The sequence below is a fragment of the Methylobacterium crusticola genome (assembly GCF_003574465.1).
GTDB lineage: Bacteria > Pseudomonadota > Alphaproteobacteria > Rhizobiales > Beijerinckiaceae > Methylobacterium > Methylobacterium crusticola.
In genome coordinates this window covers 15,080-30,797 of the sequence record NZ_QOWC01000027.1, presented here as the reverse complement: position 1 = coordinate 30,797, position 15,718 = coordinate 15,080, and the positions used below count along the sequence as shown (strand labels likewise).

Below are 15,718 nucleotides of genomic sequence, written 5' to 3'. Positions count from 1 at the left end.
AACCCCACGATGGATGTCCGGCTCGACGATCTCGCGGCGCGCGACCGCTACCGCCTCCTCACCGCCCTCGTCACGCCCCGGCCGATCGCCCTCGTGACCACCCGGTCCCGCGCCGGCCACGACAACGCCGCGCCGGTCAGCTTCTTCCAGGTCCTGTCGGAGGAGCCGCCCGTCCTGGTGCTGAGCTTCAACCTGCGCTCGGACGGGACCCAGAAGGACACGCCGCGCAACATTGCCGAGACGCAGGAATTCGTGGTCAACCTCGTCGACGAGGCCCTGGTGCAGGCCATGACGGTCTGCGCCGCCGAGTTCCCGCCGGACGAGAGCGAGATCGCGGCCGCCGGCCTGACGCTGCTGCCCGCCGGCGGGGGCATCGCGGCCGGCCGCCTCGCGCAGGCGCCCGTCAGCCTCGCCTGCCGGACGCACACGGTGATCGACCTCTCGCCCGAGCGCCGGATCGTGCTCGGCTGCGCCGTCCACCTCCACGCCCGGGACGACCTGTTCTCGGAGGACGGCACCCTGCGGCTGCGGGACGGCGCCTGGCTGCCGATCGGGCGGCTCTACGCCGACCTCTACGCCCGCACCGGGGACCGCTTCGCGGTGCCCCGGGTCTCGCCCGAGGAGGTGCGCGCCGGGGTCACGCCCCGGGCTCCCTGACCGCGGCCGGCACGCCGAAGAGCGCGAGGGTGCTCTCGCCCGCCGCGATCTGACGCTCCCAGCCGATCTCGGCCTCCGCCCGGGCGCGGGCCTGGTCGATCAGCCCGGCGGCCGCCTCGCGGGGGATCACCACGACCCCGTCGTCGTCGCCGAGGATCAGGTCGCCGGGGCGCACGGGTGCCCCCCCGATCGTCACCGGGCCGTTCACGACGCCGCCGTCCTTCGAGGCCGGGCCGCGGGGCGTGACGTGGCGGGTGAAGGCCTGGAAGTCGCTCCAGCCCGCGAGCGTGCCGGTGTCGCGGATCGCGCCGTCCACCACCAGGCCGGCAACGCCCTTGCGGCGGGCCGCGGTCGAGAGCAGGTCGCCGATCATCGCCACGTCGCCGCGCCCGCCGGCGTCGATCACCACGACGTCGCCCGCCCCGGCCGCCGCGATGGCGTGGTGCACGGCGCCGTAATCCTGCGGCGGGCAGAGCGCCGTGACGGCGGTCCCCAGCAGGGCGCCGCCGCCCGCGACGCGGCGCAGCGGGCGGATCGCCGGGTCGACGAGGGTGCGGCCCTCCAGGAGGTCGACGACGATCGGCACCGGGATCGCCGCGAACCGCGCGATCAGGTCCGGCGCGAGCCGGGGCGGGGTCCCCTCGATGATGCGGGTCGGCATGGCGTCTCCTCTCCGGCGTCCCGGCCGGTTCTTGCGGCCGTGCCCGAACTCTATAGGGTGCCGCGCCGAAGGCCGACAGGCCGAAGGCTGCGAGCCGCCGCGCGGCGGTCCCCCGGGAGGATGCCCGATGAGAGAGAGCCCAGGGTCCGGGACCGCCCCGGTGACGCGGCGGCTCGACGGCAAGGTGGCGCTCCTGTTCGGCGCCGGCTCGTCCGGCCCCGGCTGGGGCAACGGCAAGGCCACGGCGGTGACCTTCGCGCGCCACGGCGCCCGCGTGGTCTGCATCGACCTGACGCGCGAGGCGGCCGAGGAGACCGCCGAGATCATCCGCCGGGAGGACGGCGCCGCCACGGCGGCGGCCTGCGACGCTACCGATTCCGAGGCCGTGGCCGGCCTCGTGGCCGAGGTGGTGGCGGCCCACGGGCGCATCGACGTGCTGCACAACAACGTCGGCTACGCCCAGATGGGCGGCCCCGTCGAGCTCGACGAGGCCGCTTGGCACCGCGCCATCGACCTCAACCTCACGACCTGCTTCCTCACCTGCAAGCACGTGCTGCCGCAGATGCTGGCGCAGCGCTCCGGCGCCATCGTCAACATCTCGTCGGTCGCGGCGATCCGCTACACCGGCTACCCCTACGCGGCCTACTACGCCGCCAAGGCGGCGGTGAACAACTTCACGCTCGGCCTCGCCCTGCAATACGCCCGCGACGGCATCCGGGCGAACGCGATCATGCCCGGGCTGATGAACACGCCGCTGATCTTCCAGCAGATCTCCGGCCAGTACGCCGACGCCGCCGCGATGGTGGCGGAGCGCGACGCGGCCTGCCCCATGGGCCGGATGGGCACCGCCTGGGACATCGCCAACGCGGCCCTGTTCCTGGCCTCCGACGAGGCCGCCTACATCACCGGCGTCGCCCTCCCGGTGGACGGAGGCCTCACCGGCCGGATCGCCTCGTGAGGGGAGGGGACGGGATGGAGCGCGCCATGGACCCGGACGCGGCCCGGGCCGCCGCCGACCTGCTCTGGCGGCACTGGCAGGAGGGCCGGCCGCTGTCCGCCCTGCCGGCCCCCTTGCGCCCCGCGACCCGGCGGGACGGCTACGCCGTCCAGGCCCACGTCGCGGCGCGGAGCGCCGCCCCGCTGTTCGGCTGGAAGATCGCCGCGACGAGCCTGGCGGGCCAGGAGCATATCGGGGCGGCGGGCCCGATGGCCGGGCGGCTCCTCGCCGAGCGGGTCGTGGCCCCGGGCGGCGAGATCCCGCTCGCCGGCAACCGGATGCGGGTCGCCGAGGCCGAGATCGCCTTCCGGATGGCGCGCGACCTGCCGGCGCGGGACGCGCCCTACACGGTCGCGGAGGTGACGGCGGCGGTGGCGGGCGCGCACCTGGCGATCGAGTTCCCGAACTCGCGCCTCGCGGACTACGCCGCCGCCGGGGAGGCGGCGCTCATCGCCGACAACGCCTGCGCGCACCTGTTCGTGCTGGGGCCGGCCCTGGCGCCGGGCTGGCGCGACCGCGACCTCGCGGCGCTCCCCACCGCCATCGCGGCCCCGGGCCGGCCCCCGCATCGCGGCCGGGGCGGGAACGCCCTCGACGACCCGCGCATCGCCCTCGCCTGGCTCGCCAACGAGGTCGCGGGGCTGGGGCCGGGGCTGCGGGCCGGGGAGGTGGTGACGACCGGCACCACGACGGTGCCGCTGCCGATCGAGGCCGGCGACGTGGTGACGGCGGAGTTCGACGGCCTCGGGACGCTGTCGGCCCGGGTCGGCGCCTGAGCAGACCTGCGCTGGCGGGCCGGCGCCTCGGCCACTCGGGTTCTTTCCGGAAGTCGCCGGTTTTCGTCGCAGAACCGGCGGCCACGTTTGCGAACCCCGCTCAGGGCGGCACCCGCTCGCGCGGCCCGCGGGGTGCCGCTCCCCGCCCTCGATGCGGCGCGCTCTCCGGCCGAACCGGCGCCCGCCCCGGCGCCGGAGCGCTCCCGGGTGCGGCGCCCGCGCCGCCGCGGGGGCGGCCGGCCAACCGCCAGGAGGCGAACCATGTCCGGGCCGCTCCTCAAGGCCGCCCTGCTCGGGTTCGGCAGCGCCGTCGCGCTGGTCGGGCTCGGCTTCGCCCTGTTCCTCGCCGTCGCGACGTTCCTGCCCGGCCGGGCCGTGCCGGCCGTCCCGGCGATGCTCCTCACCGCGCCCGTCCTGCTCCTCGTCGCGGGCGCCGGCGTCGCGCTCGGCCTCTGGGTCGCGCACCGGGCCGGGCGGCGCCGGGCCGGGAGCCTGCCGGCGGGCCCGGGAGGACCGAGCCCGGACGCCGCGCGGCACGGGTTCGAGCCCGGGGGAGGGCCCGGCGCGGACGCTGCCGGCGCGAGCCCGTCCCGGGACGGATGCGGGAGCCCGGAGGCCGGCGCCCGCCTCACGCCGCCTTGACGCCGGTCAGGAAGTCCGCGACCTCGCGCTCGAGGTCGCCGGCGTAGCGCCCGAGCTGGTCGGCGGCGCCGAGCACCTCGGTGGCGGCCGCGCCCGTGCTGCCGGCCTCCCGCTGCACCTCGACGATCCCGCTCGTCACGACCTGCGTGCCCTGCGCGGCGTGCTGGACGTTGCGGGCGATCTCCTGCGTCGCCGCGCCCTGCTGGTCGACCGCCGTCGCGATCCCGTCGGCGATGCCCGACATCTGCTCGATCACGCCCGAGATCTCCCGGATCGCCTGCACGACGCTGCCGGTGGTCTCCTGGATGTGCCCGATCTGCTGCGAGATCTCGGCGGTCGCCCGCGCGGTCTGGCCGGCGAGGTCCTTGACCTCGGCGGCGACGACCGCGAAGCCGCGGCCGGCCTCGCCGGCCCGCGCCGCCTCGATGGTGGCGTTCAGCGCCAGCAGGTTGGTCTGGCCGGCGATCGCCGAGATCAGCGCCACGATGTCGCCGATCTGGTCGGCCGACTTCACCAGCCGCTGCACCGTCTCGTCGGTGCGGCGCGCCTGGTCGACGGCGGTCCGGGCGATGTCGGAGGATTGCACGACCTGGGCGGTGATGCCCCCGATCGAGACGGAGAGCTCCTCGCTCGCCGCCGCCACCATCTGGACGTTGGCGAGGGTCTGCTCGGCGGCGCCCGCCACCTCGACGGAGCGGCCGTTGGTCGTCTCCGCCGCCGCCGTCATGGTGCGGGCCGTAGCCTCCATGCCGGAGGCGGCCCGGCCGAGATTCTCGGTCAGCGCCACCACGTTGGCCTCGAAGGCGCGGGTCACCGCCTCCAGGCGCTCGGCGCGCTCGGCCTTCGCGGCGGCCTCGCGGGCGGCCGCCCGGTCGGCCTCCTCCTTGGCCACCAGCGCGTCGCGGAACACCTGCACGGTGCCCGCCATGGCGCCGATCTCGTCGCGCCGGCCCTGGGCCGGGACGTCCGTGGCGAGGTCGCCGCCGGCGAGGGCCCGCATGGCGCGGCCGAGCCGGTCGATCGGGCGGGTGATGCCGCGGCCGATGAGCAGCGCGAGCGCGAGGCCGATCGCGCAGGCGAGCCCGACCCCGCCGACGAGGAGCCAGGTCGCCCGGTCGCGCTCGGCGGCGAGCTGGCGCAGCTCGCCGGCCCCGACGCCCCGGGCGCTCGCGACGAGCTCCGCCACCCGGCGGTCGAGGTCGGCGAAGATCCGGGCCTGGGCCTCGTTCGCCTTCACGATCTCCGGGATGCTGTCCTTGAACTGGCGCACCTTGGCGGTCAGGTCGCGCAGCACCCCTTGCGTCCTGTCGTCGATCACGCCGTACAGGATGGTCTCGGCCTGGTCGAGCAGGGTCGCGGCCGCGGCGTCGAGGTCCCGGGCCTGCGCGTCGCTGCGGCCCTGGATCAGCTGCCACTCGAGCGCCTGCGCCTCCTTGGCGGCCGCGATCGCCTTGGCGCTCGCCGCCAGGAGCTTGACGCCGGAGCCGACCCGGTCCTGCTGCTCCTGAAGCTTCACCTGGGTGCCCGTCTGGGTGTTGTTCTGCGCCTGCTCGATCTTGCGCAGGCCCTGGAACAGGACGTCGAACAGGGGCGTCAGCTCGGCCTGGCGCTCCGCCAGCGCGGCGGCGCGCTCGCTCCCGGCGGCCTCCGGCGCCGTCAGGCGCGCGCGGTAGCGCTCGAGGGCCTCGCTCGCCGGCTGGACGATCTCGAGGGACGTCATCGCGCCGAGGCGCTTGATCAGGACCGAGATCGCGTTGGCCTTCGCCTCGACTTCCATCTCGGTGACGTCGGCGTTCCCCGAGAAGAAGCCGTACTGCAGGGCCCGCAGCTCGAGGGCGGAGCGGATCGCGAAGGAGACGACCACGCCGGTGTTGTAGGCCGCCTTCTGGTCGGCGAGGCCGCGCTCGAGGGCCTGGCCCGCCTCGGTGAGCTGCGTCTCCTGCGCCGAGCCGACCCCGGCGACCGCGCTCTGGAGCTCGCCGATCAGGGCCGCGTGCTTCTCCGCGAGGGCCCGCTTCTCGGCCTTCTGGAGGCCGAACGCCTTCACGGCGCCCTCGAAGCCGTCGACCGCCGCGCCGATGCCGGCGGCCTGCCGGCCCGCCTCCGCGCCGTCCGCCGGACGCCCGGCGAAGGCCCTGGCGCCGGCGCGCACCTGCGCGATGGCCCGGCCGAGGGCCGCGTCCTGGCGCTCGTCCTCGCTCTTGAGCGCCCGGTCGGTGGCGAGCGCCAGGTCGCCGATCTCGCCGACGAGGGTCTGCGCCGCGTTGGCGGTGTCGACCCGCCGCGCGAAACCGGTCAGGCTCTGCCAGCCGACCACCGCCACCGCGATCGTCAACAACAGGATGAGGCCGAAACCTCCGAACACCCGCGACCTGATCGACATCGTACCCCGTCTCCTCGCCGTGTTGCTGTTATGGCTTGGAGTCCTGAAGTATTTGCTACCCGGGCAGCACAACCACAGATCGAAACAGGCGCGCCGCGCTCAGTCGCGCGGCGTGTCGGCCTTGCGCGGGCGCGGCGGCCCTCACGGCGCCGCGCAGGCTTGCGGGCCCGCCGCGAGGGCGTCGCGCACCCGCCCGCCGGGCAGGCCCCCGGGGATCGCGGCGCCGTCGCGGGCGACCGGGATCAGGGCGTCGAGGTCGAGGCCGGTCGGCACGCCCATGCGGGCGAACATCCAGGCCACGTCCTCGGTGGCGACGTTGCCGGTGGCGCCCGGCGCGAACGGGCAGCCGCCGAGGCCCGCGAAGGAGGCGTCGAACACCCGCACGCCGCCGCGGTAGGCCGCGTGCACGTTGGCGAGGCCGAGACCGTAGGTGTCGTGGGCGTGGAAGGCCCAGCTCCTCGCCTCGGGGAAGCGCGCCTGCGCCGCCGCGAACAGCGCGGCGACGTGGGCCGGGTCGGCCCGCCCGGTCGTGTCGCACAGGCAGATCTCGGCCTCGGGGCGCATCGGCACCAGGCTCTCGAGCAGCGCCAGGACCCGGGCCTCGCCGATGCGGCCCTCGAACGGGCAGTCGAAGGCCGTGGCGAGGTTGAGCCGCACGAAGGTGCCGGCGGGGAGCGCCGCGAGCAGGCGGGCGTACTCGGCCGCCGATTCCGCGGGCGCGCGGCGGACGTTGTTGCGGTTGTGGGACTCGGAGACCGAGAGCACGTAGGCGATCTCCCGGGCGCCCGCCGCCGCCGCGTCGCGCCCGCGCCGCTCGCTCGGCACCAGCACCTGCGGCCGCAGGGCCGGCCAGCGCCCGCAGGCCGCGAGGAGGGCCGGGGTGTCGCGCATCTGCGGCAGGGCGCTGGCGCTCACGAAGGAGCCGATCTCGATGCGCGTGAGGCCCGCCGCGTGGAGCCGCTCCAGGAAGGAGAGCTTCGTCTCGGTCGGGATGAAGGGGCCGATGCCCTGGTAGCCGTCGCGCGGCCCGACCTCGACCACCGCGACGCCGTCCGGGTTCGTCGTCATGCCACCACTCCCTCGTTGCGCAGGGCCGCGATCGCCCCGGGCGACAGCCCGAGGGCGTCGCGCAGGATCGCGTCCGTGTGGGCGCCCGGGCCGGGCCCGGGCCAGCGGATCGCGCCGGGATCGTCCGGCACGTGCGGCACGATGCCGGCGTGCAGCACGGTGCCGAACGCCGGGTCCTCGACCTCGCGCACCATGCCGCGGGCCCGGAACTGGGGGTCGGCGGCGATCTCGGCCGCCGTGTAGGCGATGGTCGCCGGCACGTCGGCCTCGGCCAGCATGCGGTCGAGGTCGCGGGCGGCGTAGCCCGCGCTCCAGGCCCCGATCAGGGCGTCGAGCGCCTCGACGTTGCGCACCCGGAGCGCGTTGCCCCGGAAGCGCGGGTCCGCGGCCAGCTCCGGCCGGCCCATCAGGGCGGTGAGGCGCTCGAAGATCGGGTCGGAATTGCCGCCGATCAGGATCCAGGCCCCGTCCGCCGTCGGGTAGGCGTTCGAGGGGGCTGCGGTGGCGATGCGCGAGCCGGTGGGATGGCGCACGGTGCCGAACGCCCCGTATTCCGGCAGCATCCCCTCCATCATGCTGAGCACCGACTCGGTCAGCGCCACGTCGAGGGTGCGCCCGCGCCCGTCGCCGCCCCGGCGGTCGCGCGCGAACAGCGCGGCGGCGACCCCGAAGGCGGCGTAGAGCCCGGCGATGGAATCGCCGATCGAGACCCCGACCCGCACCGGCGGCAGGTCCGAGGCCTCGGGCGGGTGGTTCGTGAGGTAGCGCAGGCCCCCGATCGCCTCGCCGATGACCCCGAAGGCGGCCCGGTCGCGGTAGATCCCGTCCTGCCCGTAGCCCGAGACGTGGGCCACCACGAGGCCGGGCCGGGCGGCGTCGAGCCGCGCCCGCGTCAGCCCCATCCGGGCGAGCTGGCCCGGCCGGTAGTTCTCGACCAGCGCGTCGCAGCCCTTGACGAGGTCGAGCACGATCCCGACGGCCTTCGGGTGCTTCAGGTTGAGCACGAGGCTCTGCTTGTTGCGAGCGTGCATCGACCACCAGGGTGCCCCGCCGCCCTCGACCTGCCGGCCCCACTGGCGCACCGGGTCGCCGCCGGGCGGCTCGACCTTGATCACCTCGGCGCCGAGATCGGCGAGGAGCCGCGTGCAGAACGGCGCCGCGATGAAGTGGCCGAGCTCGAGGACGCGCACGCCCGCGAGGGGTCCGGAGGGCGGGGGAGCGGGGTCGTTCATGGGCGCACCGACGGGCAGGCGTTCCGGGGAGGGCGACGGCACGGCCGTCTTGGCCCGTGTCTTGGCCCGCGTCTTGGTCCGCGTCTAGGCCCGGCGCGCGCCCGCCGTGAAGGCGCCGGGCCGCGCCGGGCCCCGCCCGTCACGGGATGAGCCGGTCGGCGCGCAGGCGCGCGAACAGGGCGAGGAAGGCCTCGTCCGTCGCCTGGTACTCGAGGAAGCCGAGCCGCCGGCTCTTGCTCATGTCGGTGACCACCTCGATCGGCCGGCCGAGATCCGCGTCCGTGTGCCAGGGCGAGGCGAGCCGGCCGAGATCGGCCTCCGCGAGCCCGTGGCGCGCCGCGATCCCGGCCCAAGCCGGACCGTCCTGCGCCATCTGGTCCGCGAGGGGCCGCACCGTGCCGTCGAAGGGCGCGGGCTCGATCCCGAACCAGGAGGCGAGGCGCCCCCACATCCAGCTCCAGCGGAAGACGTCGCCGTCGACCACGTTGAAGGCCTGGTTCGCCGCCCCGGGCGTGCGCGAGGCCCAGAGCAGGTGGCGGGCGAGCAGGCGCGCATCGGTCATGTCGGTGAGGCCGTTCCACTGCACGGCCGAGCCCGGGAAGCGGAACGGCCGGCCGGTCTCCCGGCACAGCACCGCGTAGGCGGCCAGGGTCGTGCCCATGTTCATGGCGTTGCCGACCGCCTTGCCGATGATCGTGTGCGGGCGGTGGACGCTCCAGGTGAAGCCGTCCCGGGCGGCGGCCTCGAACACCGCGTCCTCCTGCGCGTAGTAGAAGTTCTCGACGTCGAGCCGGCCCTGCTCCTCGCGGAACGGCGTCTGGGGCACGCGGCCGCGCCCGTAGGCCTCGAAGGGCCCGAGGTAGTGCTTGAGGCCGGTGACCAGGGCGACGTGCCGGACCGACCCGGCGGGCCGGAGCGCGTCGAGCAGGTTGCGGACCATGGCGCCGTTGACCCGGATCATCTCGGCCTCCGTGGGCCTTCGCATCCAGGTCGACAGCACGACGCGGGTCGGCCGCAGCCCGGCGAGGCCCGCGCGGAGGGAGGCCGGGTCCTGGAGGTCGGCCGCGACGGGCACGAGCCCGGCCTGCGCCGCCGGCGAGCGGGCGAGGCCCGCCACCTGCCAGCCCTCGGCCGCCATCACCTCCGCGGCGGCGCTGCCGACGATGCCGCTCGCGCCCACGATCAGTGCCGTCTCGCTCATGTGGATGTCCCCGCTCGTCCGGATCCCGTGAACCGGCAACGCCCGCGGCGGCCGGACGGTCCCGGCGATCCGGCCGGGCTGCCGCGGGGCGCCCGCGCTCACACCCCGAACACGATGCCCTCGCGGGCGTAATCCTCGTGCACGCACTGGAGGATCAGCTCGATCTCCGGCGAGGGGTCGTCCCGGCGGCAGCTCATGATGACGGGGATCTGCGCCTCGTCCTCGTCGAGGGGCCGGTAGGCGACGCCGTCGCGGCGCAGGCGCTCCACCGAGGCCGGCACGAGGCAGAATCCGATCTCGGCCGCGACGAGCCCGAGGGCCGTCTGGAGCTCGCGCACCTCGTGCACCACCGGCGGGCGGACGCCGCGCTGGCGGTAGAGGGCGAGGATGCGGTCGGAGTAGTTCGGCCGCGCGCCCTTCGGGTAGACGATGAGCGGGGTGCCGGCGAGGTCGCGCAGCCGCAGGGAGCCCCGCGGCCCGGCGCCGTCCCAGGCCGCCGGCACGGCCGCGACGATCGACTCGTTGCGCAGGAGGATGCGCCGGATCGCCGGGTCGTCGATCTCGATGCGGCCGAAGCCGACGTCGATGCGCCCCTCCTTCAGGGCCGAGATCTGCTCGAGGGTCATGAACTCGAGGAGCGTCAGGTCGACGTCGGGACGCTTGATCCGGTAGCCCCGGATGATCTCGGGCAGGCGCCCGTAGAGCGTCGAGGAGACGAAGCCGATCCGGAAGCGGTTGCGCTCGGCCTGGCGCAGGCGCCGCCCGAGCGTCCTCATCTCGTCGGCCCGCTCCAGCACCTCGACGGCCTGGTCGTACATCAGGCGGCCGGGCTCGGTGAGGCGGACCGGCCGCGAGCCCCGCTCGATCAGCGCCACCCCGAGCTCGTCCTCGAGCGCCTGGATCTGCCGGCTGAGCGCCGGCTGGGCGACGTGCAGCGTCTCGGCGGCCCGGGTGAAGCTCTGCTCGCGGCCGACCGCCACGAAGTAGCGCAGGTGCCGCAGCTCCACTTATTCCTCCCGGGCATGATGCCGTGCCTATTCGGTCTTGGACCCCGGTATCGCCCGTCCCTAGAACTAAAAAAAGAGGAAACGCACGGGAGCGCAGGACGGCGCGCCGCGACAGGCCCGGAGGGCCCGCGCCGAGGTCCCACGCCCCTCTGCACAGGACAGGCCGGAGCTCGGACATCGGGGCGCCTCGCGCGGACCGGGGGCGACCTCCTGCGCCCGCAAGACCTGAGACCGAGGTCGGGAGGTAACCGTGCTGGAAGATCTGAACCAGGTCGTCGAGACCGCCGTCGAGGACAATTTCGAGACCGGGAGCTTCCGGTGCCGTCGAGACATCTTCACGGATCCGGATTTGTTCGAACTCGAGATGCAGCACATCTTCGAGGGAAACTGGATCTACATGGCCCACGAGAGCCAGATCCCGAACCGGAACGATTACTTCACGACCTTCATGGGCCGGCAGCCGGTGGTGATCACCCGCAACCGCGCGGGCGAGCTCGGCGCCTTCATCAACGCCTGCAGCCACCGCGGGGCGATGATCTGCCGGCACAAGCGCGGCAACAAGTCGACCTTCACCTGCCCGTTCCACGGCTGGACGTTCAACAACGGCGGCAAGCTCCTCAAGGTCAAGGACCCGGACGGCGCCGGCTATCCCGAGAGCTTCAACCGGGACGGCTCGCACGACCTGACCCGGGTGGCGCGCTTCGAATCCTACCGCGGCTTCCTGTTCGGCAGCCTGAACCCCGACGTGAAGCCCCTCGCCGAGCACCTCGGCGAGGCGACCAAGATCATCGACATGATCGTCGACCAGTCGCCCGAGGGCCTCGAGGTCCTGCGCGGCAACTCGACCTACGTCTTCGACGGCAACTGGAAGCTCCAGACCGAGAACGGGGCCGACGGCTACCACGTCAGCGCGACGCACTGGAACTACGCCGCCACCACGAGCCGCCGCAAGGAGGCCCAGGTGGTCGACAAGACCCGGGCGATGGACGCGGGCGGCTGGGCCAAGCAGGGCGGCGGCTTCTACTCCTTCGAGCACGGCCACCTGCTCCTCTGGACCACCTGGGCGAACCCGCAGGACCGGCCGAACTGGGACCGGCGCGAGGCGCTGAGCGCCCGGTACGGCCAGGCGATGGCGGACTGGATGATCAGCCGCTCGCGCAACCTCTGCCTCTACCCGAACGTCTACCTGATGGACCAGTTCTCGTCGCAGATCCGGACCTACCGGCCGATCGCCGTCGACAAGACCGAGGTCACGATCTACTGCATCGCGCCGAAGAACGAGGGCCGGGAAGCGCGGGCCCAGCGCATCCGCCAGTACGAGGACTTCTTCAACGCGAGCGGCATGGCGACGCCCGACGACCTCGAGGAGTTCCGCGCCTGCCAGATCGGCTATCGCGGCCGGGCGGCGGCGTGGAACGACCTCTGCCGGGGCGCCACGCACTGGCTCCAGGGCCCCGACGAGGGCGCCCGGGCGATCGGCCTCGCGCCGCTGATGAGCGGCGTCAAGACCGAGGACGAGGGCCTGTTCGCCATCCAGCACCGCTACTGGATGGAGACGATGCGCAAGCACCTCGACCGGAGCCGGGACGGCTAGGCGCGTCCCGCCCCGTACGCCGCGCCGCGCCCCGGCCCGCGCCGAGCCCACGACCAGACCATGACGGCAGCACCGGCCGCCCCGCGGGCGACCGAGCGGGCTGCCGCGCCCGGAGGAGACCCGTGATGACCCTCACCCTGGAGCAGGTGCAGCAGTTCCTCTACCGCGAGGCGCGCTACCTGGACGACCGCGACTTCGACGCCTGGCTCGCGCTCTACGCCCCCGACGTCGAGTTCTGGATGCCGGCCTGGGACGACGACGACCGGCTCGTCACCGATCCCCAGGGCGAGATCTCGCTGATCTACTACGACAGCCGCAGCGGCCTGGAGGACCGGGTCTTCCGCATCCGCACCGAGCGCTCCAGCGCCACCAGCCTGCCGGAGCCCCGCACCTCGCACAACATCTCGAACGTCGAGATCCTCGAGCAGGACGCCGGCGCCTGCCGCCTGCGCTTCAACTGGCTCACCTTCAACTACCGCTACAAGACCATCGACACGCATTTCGGCACGTCGTTCTACACGCTCGACACCGGCGGCGGGACGCCGTTGATCAAGAACAAGAAGGTCGTGCTCAAGAACGACTACATCCATCACGTCATCGACATCTACCACATCTGAGGAGGCGTGGTCATGTACAGCGTCGCGCTCAACTTCGAGGACGGGGTCACCCGCTTCGTCGAGTGCCGCCCGGGCGAGACCGTGGCGGACGCCTCCTACCGGATCGGGATCAACATCCCGCTCGATTGCCGCGACGGCGCCTGCGGCACCTGCCGGGTCCGGTGCGAGGGCGGCCGGTACGATCCGGGCCACTACATCGAGGACGCGCTCACCGACGCGGAGGCGGCCGAGGGCTACGGGCTCGCCTGCCAGATGCGGCCGCGGAGCGACCTCGTGCTCGGCATCGCGGCCGCCTCGGACGTCTGCAGGACCCGGGCCGCCACCCACCGGGGCACGGTCGTCGAGGCGCGGCGCCTCTCGGGCACCACCTTCGGGCTCGTGGTCGAGAGCGAGGCGCCCCTGGGCTTCCTGCCCGGGCAGTACGTCAACATCACGGTCCCGGGCAGCGGCCAGGCCCGCTCCTACTCGTTCAGCTCGGTCCCGGGCCGCGCCCGGGCCGAGTTCCTGATCCGCAACATCCCGGGCGGCGCGATGAGCACCTTCCTGTCGGAGGGCGCGGCGCCCGGCACGGCCCTCGACCTCACGGGGCCGGCCGGGAGCTTCTACCTGCGGGAGATCCGGCGCCCGGTCCTGATGCTCGCCGGCGGCACCGGGCTCGCGCCCTTCCTGTCGATGCTCGGGCGGATCGCCGAGACCGGCAGCGCCCACCCGATCCACCTCGTCTACGGCGTCACGCACGATGCCGACCTCGTGGAGGTCGGGGCCCTGGACGCGGCGGCCGCGCGCCTGCCGGGCTTCACCTACGCCACCTGCGTGGCCGCGCCGGAGAGCGCGCATCCGCGCAAGGGCTACGTCACCGGGCACCTCGGCCCCGAGCACCTGAACGGCGGCGCGGTCGACGCCTACCTGTGCGGCCCGCCCGCCATGGTGGACGCGGTGCGCCGGCACTTCGCCGAGGCCGGGGTGGTCCCGGCGAGCTTCCACTACGAGAAGTTCTCGGCGAGCGGCGCCGCGGGAGGCCGCGCGTGAGCGGGGCCCTCGTCGCGCCGGGCCGCTTCGCCGGCAAGGTCGCAATCGTCACCGGCGCCGCGCAGGGCATCGGCCGCGAGGTGGCGCTGCGCCTCGCCCGGGAGGGCGCCCGCCTCCTCCTCACCGACCGCTCGGCCCTCGTCGAGGAGACCGCCGCGGCGGCCCGGGACCTCGGCGCCGGCGCGGCGGTCCGGCTCGCCGACGTCGAGGGCTACGAGGGCTGCGCGCAGGTGATGGCGGCGGCGCTCGCCCGCCACGGCCGGCTCGACGTGCTCGTCAACACCGTCGGCGGCACGATCTGGGCCAAGCCCTTCGCGCACTACGCGCCCGACGAGATCGAGGCCGAGATCCGGCGCTCCCTCTTCCCGACCCTGTGGTGCTGCCGGGCGGCCCTGCCGGCGATGATCGCGGCCGGCGGCGGCAGCATCGTCAACGTCTCGTCGGTGGCGACCCGGGGCGTCAACCGGGTGCCCTACGCGGCCGCCAAGGGCGGCGTCAACGCCCTCACGGCCTGCCTCGCCTGGGAGTACGCGGCCCACGGGATCCGGGTGAACGCGGTGGCGCCGGGCGGCACCGAGGCGCCGCCCCGGCGCATCCCGCGCAACCCCGCGGAGCCGAGCGGGCAGGAGCGGGCCTGGATGGACGAGGTCGTCGCCCAGACCCGGGCATCGAGCCTGATGGGCCGCTACGGCACCGCCGCCGAGCAGGCCGCCGCGATCCTGTTCCTCGCCTCCGACGAGGCCTCCTACGTCACCGGCACGGTCCTGCCGGTGGCGGGCGGCGACCTCGGCTGACGACCCCCCCGATGCAGAAACGAGAGGAGACGCCCCCCATGACCCACATAGCCACGACCCACATGGCCACGACCCACCCCGCCACGACCCACCGCGCCGCGGCGCCCGCCCTCGTCGAGACCCCGGAGGTCCAGGCCCTGCTCGACCGGGTCGCGGGCCTCGACAACGACCGCGGCAACCCGCGCCTCAAGCGCATCCTGCGCCGCGTCGTCGGCGACGCCTGCCGGATCATCGAGGACCTCGAGGTCACCCCGGACGAGTTCTGGACCGCCATGAACTACCTGACCGAGACCGGCCGGGCGAACGAGTTCGGGCTCCTGATGCCCGGCCTCGGCATCGAGCACTTCCTCGACCTGTGCATCGACGCCCAGGAGCGCAGGGCCGGGATCGAGGGCGGCACGCCCCGCACCATCGAGGGCCCGCTCTACGTCGCCGGCGCGCCGCTCGCGAAGGGCGAGGCCCGCCTCGACGACGACCCGGAGGAGGGCGAGGTGCTGATCGTCGAGGGCCGGGTCACCGGCACCGGCGGGGCGCCCCTGGCGAACGCCGTCGTGGACGTCTGGCACGCCAACACGGTCGGCAACTACTCGGTCTTCGACAGGAGCCAGAGCACCTGGAACCTGCGCCGGCGCATCGAGACGGACCGGGAGGGCCGCTACCGCTTCCGCAGCATCGTGCCGAAGGGCTACGGCTGCCCGCCGCAGGGCCGGACCCAGGCGCTCCTCGACCAGGTCGGCCGGCACGGCCAGCGCCCGGCCCACATCCACTTCTTCGTCTCGGGGGCCGGCCACCGCCAGCTCACGACGCAGATCAACCTCTCGGACGACCCCTACCTGTACGACGACTTCGCCTTCGCGACCCGGGAGGGCCTCGTCGCCGAGGTGGAGCGGGTGACGGAGCCGGCGGCCCTGGCGCGGGCCGGCCTCGACGCGCCGTTCTCGAGGATCCGCTTCGACTTCGCCCTCAACCCCGAGGTGGCGAACGCGCCCGCCGCCGTGGTGGTCCGCGCCCACGCCGAGGCGGCGTGAGGCATGCGGATCCCCTCGCCGACGTGCCGGGA

The 15,718-nt window shown here is 74.4% G+C and carries 15 protein-coding genes; 9 read left to right on the top strand and 6 right to left on the bottom strand.

Annotated elements, in window-relative coordinates; translation table 11 throughout:
* The first annotated feature begins 9 nt into the window (after window positions 1-9).
* Complete coding sequence (locus tag DT057_RS14550) at window positions 10-657, top strand: flavin reductase family protein (protein WP_128562820.1); 648 nt, start codon at window positions 10-12, stop codon at window positions 655-657.
* Here the strand turns inward: DT057_RS14550 and DT057_RS14545 are convergent.
* Entirely contained in the window at window positions 638-1,318 is a 681-nt protein-coding gene (locus DT057_RS14545) for an RraA family protein (protein WP_128562819.1), read from the bottom strand. The two genes, DT057_RS14550 and DT057_RS14545, sit on opposite strands and share 20 nt — an antisense overlap.
* 160 nt (window positions 1,319-1,478) lie before the next feature.
* On the opposite strand from DT057_RS14545, the gene DT057_RS14540 reads away from it, so the two are divergent.
* From DT057_RS14540 to DT057_RS14530, 3 genes are all read left to right on the top strand, one after another.
* The gene (locus DT057_RS14540; protein ID WP_203236282.1) at window positions 1,479-2,276 is read left to right on the top strand and encodes an SDR family NAD(P)-dependent oxidoreductase; all 798 of its coding nucleotides are present in this window, start codon (window positions 1,479-1,481) and stop codon (window positions 2,274-2,276) included.
* Between the two features lie 14 nt (window positions 2,277-2,290).
* Window positions 2,291-3,091, top strand: a complete 801-nt coding sequence (locus DT057_RS14535; RefSeq protein ID WP_128562817.1) for a 2-keto-4-pentenoate hydratase — start codon at window positions 2,291-2,293, stop codon at window positions 3,089-3,091.
* A gap of 261 nt (window positions 3,092-3,352) precedes the next feature.
* Window positions 3,353-3,733, top strand: a complete 381-nt coding sequence (locus DT057_RS14530; RefSeq protein ID WP_128562816.1) for a hypothetical protein — start codon at window positions 3,353-3,355, stop codon at window positions 3,731-3,733.
* Here the strand turns inward: DT057_RS14530 and DT057_RS14525 are convergent.
* The 5 genes from DT057_RS14525 to DT057_RS14505 form a co-directional block, all read right to left on the bottom strand.
* Window positions 3,720-6,116, bottom strand: a complete 2,397-nt coding sequence (locus DT057_RS14525; RefSeq protein WP_128562815.1) for a methyl-accepting chemotaxis protein — start codon at window positions 6,114-6,116, stop codon at window positions 3,720-3,722. The genes DT057_RS14530 and DT057_RS14525 overlap by 14 nt on opposite strands.
* Before the next feature lie 141 nt (window positions 6,117-6,257).
* A complete protein-coding gene (locus DT057_RS14520) occupies window positions 6,258-7,184 on the bottom strand; it encodes a hydroxymethylglutaryl-CoA lyase (protein ID WP_128562814.1) in 927 nt (308 codons plus the stop codon).
* Window positions 7,181-8,416 carry a CaiB/BaiF CoA transferase family protein gene (locus DT057_RS14515; protein ID WP_128562813.1) on the bottom strand — a complete coding sequence of 412 codons (1,236 nt, stop codon included), beginning with the start codon at window positions 8,414-8,416 and terminating at the stop codon, window positions 7,181-7,183. The genes DT057_RS14520 and DT057_RS14515 overlap by 4 nt, the downstream gene beginning before the upstream one ends.
* A gap of 139 nt (window positions 8,417-8,555) precedes the next feature.
* Window positions 8,556-9,617, bottom strand: a complete 1,062-nt coding sequence (locus DT057_RS14510) for an SDR family oxidoreductase (RefSeq protein ID WP_128562812.1) — start codon at window positions 9,615-9,617, stop codon at window positions 8,556-8,558.
* A 98-nt stretch (window positions 9,618-9,715) separates the two neighbouring features.
* Window positions 9,716-10,624, bottom strand: coding sequence for a LysR family transcriptional regulator (locus DT057_RS14505; protein WP_128562811.1), 909 nt, complete (start codon window positions 10,622-10,624; stop codon window positions 9,716-9,718).
* 250 nt (window positions 10,625-10,874) lie between these two features.
* On the opposite strand from DT057_RS14505, the gene benA reads away from it, so the two are divergent.
* The 5 genes from benA to catA all read left to right on the top strand — a co-directional run bounded on the left by benA (window position 10,875) and on the right by catA (window position 15,686).
* Window positions 10,875-12,218, top strand: coding sequence for a benzoate 1,2-dioxygenase large subunit (gene benA / locus DT057_RS14500; protein ID WP_128562810.1), 1,344 nt, complete (start codon window positions 10,875-10,877; stop codon window positions 12,216-12,218).
* 125 nt (window positions 12,219-12,343) lie between these two features.
* Entirely contained in the window at window positions 12,344-12,835 is a 492-nt protein-coding gene (gene benB / locus DT057_RS14495) for a benzoate 1,2-dioxygenase small subunit (protein ID WP_128562809.1), read from the top strand.
* Window positions 12,836-12,847: 12 nt separating this feature from the next.
* Entirely contained in the window at window positions 12,848-13,864 is a 1,017-nt protein-coding gene (gene benC / locus DT057_RS14490) for a benzoate 1,2-dioxygenase electron transfer component BenC (RefSeq protein ID WP_128562808.1), read from the top strand.
* Window positions 13,861-14,658: a 1,6-dihydroxycyclohexa-2,4-diene-1-carboxylate dehydrogenase gene (locus DT057_RS14485; protein ID WP_128562807.1), complete on the top strand. Its 798-nt coding sequence runs from the start codon at window positions 13,861-13,863 to the stop codon at window positions 14,656-14,658. The genes benC and DT057_RS14485 overlap by 4 nt, the downstream gene beginning before the upstream one ends.
* A 62-nt stretch (window positions 14,659-14,720) precedes the next feature.
* Entirely contained in the window at window positions 14,721-15,686 is a 966-nt protein-coding gene (gene catA / locus DT057_RS14480; protein ID WP_128562833.1) for a catechol 1,2-dioxygenase, read from the top strand.
* The last annotated feature ends 32 nt before the right edge of the window (window positions 15,687-15,718 follow it).

What these genes read in the sequence shown, in the direction of transcription:
- DT057_RS14550 (WP_128562820.1), top strand. Translation starts at nt 10, where the DNA reads ATGGATGTCCGGCTCGACGATCTCGCGGCGCGCGACCGCTACCGCCTC.
- catA (WP_128562833.1), top strand. Translation starts at nt 14,721, where the DNA reads ATGGCCACGACCCACCCCGCCACGACCCACCGCGCCGCGGCGCCCGCC.
- benB (WP_128562809.1), top strand. Translation starts at nt 12,344, where the DNA reads ATGACCCTCACCCTGGAGCAGGTGCAGCAGTTCCTCTACCGCGAGGCG.
- DT057_RS14510 (WP_128562812.1), bottom strand. Translation starts at nt 9,617, where the DNA reads ATGAGCGAGACGGCACTGATCGTGGGCGCGAGCGGCATCGTCGGCAGC.
- DT057_RS14515 (WP_128562813.1), bottom strand. Translation starts at nt 8,416, where the DNA reads ATGAACGACCCCGCTCCCCCGCCCTCCGGACCCCTCGCGGGCGTGCGC.
- DT057_RS14530 (WP_128562816.1), top strand. Translation starts at nt 3,353, where the DNA reads ATGTCCGGGCCGCTCCTCAAGGCCGCCCTGCTCGGGTTCGGCAGCGCC.
- benC (WP_128562808.1), top strand. Translation starts at nt 12,848, where the DNA reads ATGTACAGCGTCGCGCTCAACTTCGAGGACGGGGTCACCCGCTTCGTC.
- DT057_RS14520 (WP_128562814.1), bottom strand. Translation starts at nt 7,184, where the DNA reads ATGACGACGAACCCGGACGGCGTCGCGGTGGTCGAGGTCGGGCCGCGC.
- DT057_RS14535 (WP_128562817.1), top strand. Translation starts at nt 2,291, where the DNA reads ATGGAGCGCGCCATGGACCCGGACGCGGCCCGGGCCGCCGCCGACCTG.
- DT057_RS14545 (WP_128562819.1), bottom strand. Translation starts at nt 1,318, where the DNA reads ATGCCGACCCGCATCATCGAGGGGACCCCGCCCCGGCTCGCGCCGGAC.
- DT057_RS14525 (WP_128562815.1), bottom strand. Translation starts at nt 6,116, where the DNA reads ATGTCGATCAGGTCGCGGGTGTTCGGAGGTTTCGGCCTCATCCTGTTG.